The sequence below is a fragment of the Sphingomonas sp. DC1600-2 genome (genome assembly GCF_049897605.1).
Taxonomy (GTDB): Bacteria; Pseudomonadota; Alphaproteobacteria; order Sphingomonadales; family Sphingomonadaceae; genus Sphingomonas.
Genome location: NZ_JAFCWO010000032.1, coordinates 1 through 5,766, shown reverse-complemented (window position 1 = coordinate 5,766; position 5,766 = coordinate 1). Strand labels below are relative to the sequence as shown.

9 protein-coding genes are annotated in these 5,766 nt (G+C 61.2%); 4 read left to right on the top strand and 5 right to left on the bottom strand.

Annotation, left to right across the window (positions count from 1 at the left end; all coding sequences use genetic code 11):
- Nucleotides 1-285 precede the first annotated feature (285 nt).
- The 4 genes from ACP7BL_RS17635 to ACP7BL_RS17620 are packed head-to-tail and all read left to right on the top strand — an operon-like array spanning nucleotide 286 to nucleotide 1,517.
- On the top strand, nucleotides 286-660 hold the full coding sequence (locus ACP7BL_RS17635; RefSeq protein ID WP_013041565.1) for a type II toxin-antitoxin system RelE/ParE family toxin: 375 nt from the start codon (nucleotides 286-288) through the stop codon (nucleotides 658-660).
- Complete coding sequence (locus tag ACP7BL_RS17630; protein WP_006964370.1) at nucleotides 657-983, top strand: helix-turn-helix domain-containing protein; 327 nt, start codon at nucleotides 657-659, stop codon at nucleotides 981-983. Before ACP7BL_RS17635 ends, ACP7BL_RS17630 begins: the two co-directional genes overlap by 4 nt.
- Nucleotides 983-1,225, top strand: a complete 243-nt coding sequence (locus ACP7BL_RS17625; RefSeq protein WP_006964372.1) for a hypothetical protein — start codon at nucleotides 983-985, stop codon at nucleotides 1,223-1,225. The genes ACP7BL_RS17630 and ACP7BL_RS17625 overlap by 1 nt, the downstream gene beginning before the upstream one ends.
- A complete protein-coding gene (locus tag ACP7BL_RS17620; RefSeq protein WP_006964373.1) occupies nucleotides 1,218-1,517 on the top strand; it encodes a hypothetical protein in 300 nt (99 codons plus the stop codon). Before ACP7BL_RS17625 ends, ACP7BL_RS17620 begins: the two co-directional genes overlap by 8 nt.
- A gap of 20 nt (nucleotides 1,518-1,537) precedes the next feature.
- Here the strand turns inward: ACP7BL_RS17620 and ACP7BL_RS17615 are convergent, their stop codons facing one another.
- The 5 genes from ACP7BL_RS17615 to ACP7BL_RS17595 form a co-directional block, all read right to left on the bottom strand.
- A complete protein-coding gene (locus tag ACP7BL_RS17615; protein ID WP_006964375.1) occupies nucleotides 1,538-2,650 on the bottom strand; it encodes a transglycosylase SLT domain-containing protein in 1,113 nt (370 codons plus the stop codon).
- 2 nt (nucleotides 2,651-2,652) lie between these two features.
- Nucleotides 2,653-4,368 carry a P-type conjugative transfer protein TrbL gene (gene trbL, locus ACP7BL_RS17610; protein WP_006964377.1) on the bottom strand — a complete coding sequence of 572 codons (1,716 nt, stop codon included), beginning with the start codon at nucleotides 4,366-4,368 and terminating at the stop codon, nucleotides 2,653-2,655.
- 10 nt (nucleotides 4,369-4,378) lie between these two features.
- Nucleotides 4,379-4,561, bottom strand: coding sequence for a hypothetical protein (locus ACP7BL_RS17605; protein WP_006964379.1), 183 nt, complete (start codon nucleotides 4,559-4,561; stop codon nucleotides 4,379-4,381).
- 9 nt (nucleotides 4,562-4,570) lie between these two features.
- Nucleotides 4,571-5,326 (bottom strand): P-type conjugative transfer protein TrbJ, encoded by a 756-nt coding sequence (gene trbJ, locus ACP7BL_RS17600; RefSeq protein ID WP_006964381.1) that lies wholly within the window; start codon nucleotides 5,324-5,326, stop codon nucleotides 4,571-4,573.
- 25 nt (nucleotides 5,327-5,351) lie between these two features.
- Nucleotides 5,352-5,766: TrbI/VirB10 family protein (locus ACP7BL_RS17595; protein ID WP_426258912.1), on the bottom strand; the 415-nt coding region annotated here is incomplete at its 5' end.

Sequence of the window (5,766 nt, the reverse complement as noted above, 5' to 3'; positions counted from 1 at the left end):
AGCGCACCGCCCACAGGATCACATCACCCTGGAAATGGCGCCACTTGAAATCCGTCATCGTTCCGTCCGTCCAATCTCCGCCAAGCATGCTCAAGCTTCACGATTTTTGCAACAGAGCCTAAAATTACGGCCCTGCATCCCCGGCGTTGATACATTCGTCGCGCAGGGCGCTCGATTGAGCCGCCCCGATCGCGGTCGCCTCAATCGGCATAGCGAGCTGGCAATATGCACATACGCGCATAATTTCCGCTTGCGGGCTATGTATATTTGTGCATAATAGCCGCGATGGATACGGAACGGCCGGTTCGATGGGTGGCATCGTCAAAGCGCGATTTTCGGGAGTTCCCGGACGATGTGCAGGACGTAATGGGCTATGCCCTGCACCTTGCGCAGCAAGGCGGGCAGCACGCCAGCACTAAGCCGTTGAAGGGCTTTGGCGGCGCTGGCGTGGTCGAGATCATAGACGACCACCAAGGCGATACGTTCCGCACGGTCTATACGGTCAAATTCGCGGAGGCGGTCTATGTCCTGCACGCCTTCCAGAAGAAATCCAAGCAGGGCAAGGCCACGCCGCAGGCCGATATGGATTTGATCCGAACGCGGCTGAAATCCGCCGAGGAGCATCACCGGCAACACCAGACCCCGCGAGGCACAGCATGAGCGCACAGGACGAAATCATTGAGGAAGGCAGCGGCAATGTCTTTGCCGATCTAGGCTTTGCCGACCCCGACACCCACCTTTTGAAAGCCCAGCTCGTTACCCGTGTAGCCGAGGCCATGCAGGAACGTAAATTGACGCAGATCGCCGCCGCCAAGGTTACGGGATCTACCCAACCGGAATTGTCGCGCATCCTGCGAGGCCAGTTCCGCAGCGTCTCGGTTGAGCGGCTTCTGGCCATGCTCACCCGGCTTGGCTGTAAGGTCGATATTGTCGTGCGTCCGCAGGGGCGGACCACTGAATCGGCCGTGATCCACTTCGCCTAATGTGCGATGATTTCGCGCAAGCCCGGCTCGATATGTTCGAGGCCGGGCTATTCGGCCAAGGGCCTGCCTTCTGGCGCTGGATCGAAACCGACGCGGCGCAACCCTATCTTGCCGCGTTCGCCGCCGATCGACGGCCGCTCGAACCCGGCGAACCCTTCGCCATCGACCTAGCGGCCGACGACTTGCTTGCCCCCGATCGCCTCGCCCAGCTCGCCCTACAGATCGAGGCCGACCATGCTTGATCCCAATCCGTCCATAGCTGACCTTGACGCAATGCTAGATCGCCACCGCAATGACGATGCGGCTATGGAAAAGATCATTCGCGGGTATCTCCGCTGCGCGATCTACAGCTATCAGAAACATTGCGTCAGGCGCGCCTTGCGCCACATCGGCAAGGACGATTGGAGTTTCAAAGAGGAAGACGTTGCCGCCTTGCGGGCCGAAGGCGCGAAATCCATTTCGGACTTTCGAGACTGGCTCATTGAGGAGCTGGCCGGGATGGGAATCAGCGCCCACACCGGCTTGCCGAATTGAGCGCCTAGCGCGCCGTCGCTTCAATTGCTGGCGGTGATTGTGCGCGGAATAAATCGCGGGTCCGCCGTGGGATCGGTAGGCGAAGGATGCAGCATGTCGCGCCGGAAATTGACCGCAACGGAAATAGGCGCGGCGTTCGGCCGAGCCGCCATGATGCGGGCTTGTGGAGCTGGCGCAGCCTCATAGCTGGCCATCGGCTGCACGGCCGCCGAGGTTAGACCCCCTACCCCGCGTTCCGCTCTGGCGACGACAATTTGAGCGCGATCGAGCGGCCGAGTCTGATCGCCGGTATAGAACGCCAGATGCCAATGATCGGCATGGCCCCGGTCCCCCGGCCCCAGCAGCTCCGCCACGCGAATACCATGTTGCGCCATCACGGCGCGGATTTGCTCGCGCGTGATCGTGTGCAGCCCGGCACGCGGCACGAAATCGACCGCCTGCCCATATTTGTGAAAGCTGTTGGCGGCCCCGTAATTGGCTTCCAGCGCCCGCCACGTATCGGTTATGCGAGCATTGAACGCAGCGGCCAAGATCGAGGCGACATAGCCCGCCGAGGCGTCGGCGCTGCCTTGGGGCTGGACGATCGCCGGTTGCGCCGCGAGCTGGCCCCCGCCCGTCGCGTCGGCCGCCGTGATCGTGAGCGGGATCGAGGCCGATCGCGCAGCAGGAGCGCCGCCGCTTACCGGGATGCCGTTCACGCTGTAGGTATTATAGCGCGAGGAAAGCCACGCCTCCCAGCGCGCACCTTTCGCCATAATCAGCGCCCGATAGCGGGCATTATGGACCGGCGTTCGGGAATGATAATTGGCAACCCGCGTCCACAGGTCGCCCTTGTCATCCCGGATATGGTTTCTGATACGCCATGCAGCGAGGTTGTAGGGATAGCACCCCGCCGCAAGCACATATTCGGGCCGGATACCGTAGCGTGCCAGCGATTGAATATAGCTGGAATTGAGCTGCATCGAGCCAAGATCGGCGGTGTTATTGGTGTTCTGGACGCGCGCGCCGGGCCGACCGTTCTCTTGTTCCGCGACCGCCAGCATGACGTTCGCCGGAATGTTATAGCGCAGCGCCGCCGCGATCGAGCATTGCACCCGTTCTTCTATGACAACCGGAGGCAGATCAGCGGCCATGATTAGCTGTCCCCCCTTCTCTGGACGAAGGCCGCAACTTCATCCTCTGGCGTCTCCATGTCGCCCGCATCACGGGCGGCCGAAATGGTATCGCCCGCGAATTGCGCCGTGGGGGGTGGCGATGAATCGGACGAGCTGGCGGGACTGCCCGCGCCGGTCGCGGGAGCGAGCGTTTCACTTCCCGACGATGCCGAGGCGGCCGACGCGCGGATATTGGCCGCCAGTCGGCCGCCCACCGTATTTCCCACCCGCTCTTTCAAAGCGCCCACCGCCATACCAGCGGCAGCGCCGCCGAGGATGCTTGCGGTTTTCGCCGCACGGCTAAGGCCGGTGCGTTGCGTGCCGCCAGTGTCGCCACTTTCGGGCGTGCCTTCACCTTGCGAGCTGGCGGAGCTGGCCTCCCCCTCCCCCGCAGGCGAGCCACCGGCAGCGCCGCCGCCGTTGCCGTCTTCACGATCGGCCGCCTCGCTACCCGCAGCGGCGCTAGTAGCCGTGCCGCCGCCCGCGCTGGCGGCTTCCGAGCCGCCTTGAAGGCCGCTGTTGTCATTGGCCGGGGGGGAACCGCCATCGCCGCCCATAGCGACGCTAAGGGGCGTGCCGCCGCCCCCACCGCCACCGCCGCCGCCGTTATCGCCGCCTCCCGGCATGTCGCCCGCCGACGAAAGCGGTTGCCCGCCTCCCATGCCGGTTTGGCCGCCTTCACCACCGCTCCCACCAGCGGCAGCGAAGGCGGCCTTGATCGCGCTGGCTCCACCCGCAGCGTTCATCGCGCCAGCAGCGATCATAGCTCCACCCGTGGCCGCCGCCCCAGCGGCCATCCCGGCAGCACCCAGCGCGGCCCCTGCCCCAAAGGCTCCGATACCGCCCGCCGCGTGGATCGAGCCGCCACTTATAACGCCCCCGACCATTGCGGGAACCTTGTTTACGAGCGCCAGAAGCACGACCGCGAAGACAAGCATGGTGCCCAAGTCTTGAACGGTCGCCCCCGCACCCGTTTGCGCATAATATTGGTCAAGGAACGTCTTCCCGACGCCGACGATGAGAACCATCGTCATCAGAGACGCGCCGACCGCGACCACCGTTTTGAAATAGTTCAGCGCAATGTCGGAGGTCCAACGGGAACCGCCGAAGCCCAAGAAGATAACCCCGCCATAAGCAAGGATATAGCCGGACGCCAAGAGGAGCAGCATATTCACGCCGACGAGCGCCAAGACGATCAGGACGCCAAGCGCGATGAGAACCTGAATCGTAGATTGGAACGGCGAGGTTATCGAAAATTCTTCATTGGTTTGGCGGAAAATGTCGAATCCAATATCGACAATCCCCGATGGGGCGAGGTTATTAGGAAGGCCCGATGCTTGGGCACCCAGCGAGCGCAAGCCTTCAATGATTGCAATGCCGATCGCCGGGCCGTTGATGAGGAGCCACCAAAAGACACCGCAGAAGACAGCGAAACGGATTGTCTCGGAGGCAAATTCGCCAAGATCGGCGCGGCGCAGCGCCATTTGCCCGAAAGTCCATATGAGACTGATCGCGGCCAGAGCGCCGAACAGAATTGTCGCGTGCGTTGTGAAGACGCTCGCCCACGCCGCCGCCATGCCCTTATATCTGTTCAGAACATTATCGAGCATACCTTGCGATTGCGCATAGGCAGGGGTCGCGGCGAACGTGAGCGCCAACCCCAAGGCGGACAGATGCAGGCGAGCTAGAGCCTTCATAGTGCGGTCCTTAATTCTGGTAATTGCCGATCGGCGTTGGCTTGGTCTTCATTTTGTTGGAGGGGGCCTCAATCGTCACATTTGGCGGAGTTTCCACGGTGACGGGGGCAGGCTTTTCATTTTTGACTACGACGACCACCGCGACGACGATCAGCGCAATGGCGACCAGACTAATGATTAGAGTTCGAGACATAGTTGCTCCTTAATTCTGGTAGGTTCCTACCGGGGTTGGCTTGGTGCCCATTTTCGCCGTCCCGGTTTCCATTGCCGCAGCATCCCGATCGAGCTGATATTGCGATTGGGCCGTCAGCGCGGCGCTTTGCGCGAGCAGCACGCCGCGAATCTTCTGCAACTCACTGGCCTGTTGCGCCGCGAATTGGTTGGCATAGGACAGAGCTTGCATTTGACCGCTGGCACCCGTGGCGTTGGCTTGCAATTGGTCGAGGCGCTGGCCGTCAGACGCGAGCGTCGTCATGGCGCTGTTGATGCCGTTCATAGCGTCGGCATTTGCGGCCATCTGGCTAGTCGTGCGGGCACGCGCGGCAGACAAAGCCGCTGTCCTTTGCGCGGCCGAGCAATTCCCGGAGGTGCAAGCGTTGGTCTGATAGTAAGACGGATTTTTGAATTGGTTCATATAGGTGTTCACGTCACCAGCTTGGCGCGCGAACGAGCTAATTTGATTGACCTGACTTTGCAGGCTGTCGATCGTTTGCGTAGCCTGCTGCCAGAGCTGGACCGGCGCGCCGACCGTGTTCTGAATCATATTTTGGTATTGCTGTAGCTGCGTCTGATACTGCTGGATTTGCTTCGCCACCGTGGCGACATTTTGCAGCGCGGAAACGGTTGTCTGGCGGACGTTCGCAACGTCGATGACCGAGATTTGCGCATTGGCGGACGGAGCCGCCAGCGCGAGGGTGATCGCCAAAGAAATTTTAGCGGCTAAAAATCGAGACTTCATTTTGCTTGCTCCCTTTCATCTGGCGTCAATAATCGAATGAGCGGTAAGGCTTTGAAAACGTGAGGTCTTTCACGACAACCACATTGAAGCGGAAGCCGGGACGGATAATCAGCGTGGGCGATATGTTCAGATTGCGCTCAATCATCATCGCCGTGGTCTGTCCGAGCTGCTGGCCGAGAGCTTGGCTAAGGGCTTGGCTGGCGGACATAGTGCCATTGGCGTTCAGGCCGGTTTGCGGCTGACTAAGGGTTACGCCAGCGGTCACACCCGACATGAGCAGCGCGGAGCCGAAGATACGGAACCAATGCGCGTTCACTTGGTGGCTCTGTTGCAAAAATCGTGAAGCTTGAGCATGCTTGGCGGAGATTGGACGGACGGAACGATGACGGATTTCAAGTGGCGCCATTTCCAGGGTGATGTGATCCTGTGGGCGGTGCGCT